The sequence below is a fragment of the Bacillus sp. SIMBA_154 genome, from assembly GCF_046536015.1.
GTDB lineage: Bacteria > Bacillota > Bacilli > Bacillales > Bacillaceae > Bacillus > Bacillus pumilus_P.
On record NZ_JAWJBV010000091.1, the window covers coordinates 1 to 377 of the forward strand.

Below are 377 nucleotides of genomic sequence, written 5' to 3' on the forward strand. Positions count from 1 at the left end.
GTCTCTATTTTTGTTTCCTTTTCTAGGGTATAGCGGTGTAAAAGCGTATTTTCGAGTGTCAACTCTTTCACCTGATCCGTTAAGTGCCTCCCTTGCTCCGTCAGAAACTTTACGTCCTGTGTCAATTGCTTCTCTCGCTCTTTCACTTGCTCTGTCTGCATTTTGTTCTATCTCCTTATAAACTCTTATTAACTCATCGTCTACGTTGATAGCCTGGCTATCCTTCTCTATTTGTTTCAAATCAATAGATAGTTTTAACTGATGTTCGTATACGCTTTTTATACTTGGTGTCTTAATCTGCTTCATTGATAAATTAATTGGCTCTCTATCAATCCCTTGTTCCTCAAGGCTTTTCATGCTTATTCGAGCGTCTGACC

Annotated in this window: 1 protein-coding gene; it reads right to left on the bottom strand. The window is 39.0% G+C overall.

What is annotated here, in order from left to right; translation table 11 throughout:
- Positions 1 to 357, bottom strand: a 357-nt coding sequence (locus R0K30_RS21240) for a hypothetical protein (RefSeq protein WP_410612752.1), incomplete at its 3' end; no start/stop codon positions are given.
- Positions 358 to 377 lie beyond the last annotated feature (20 nt).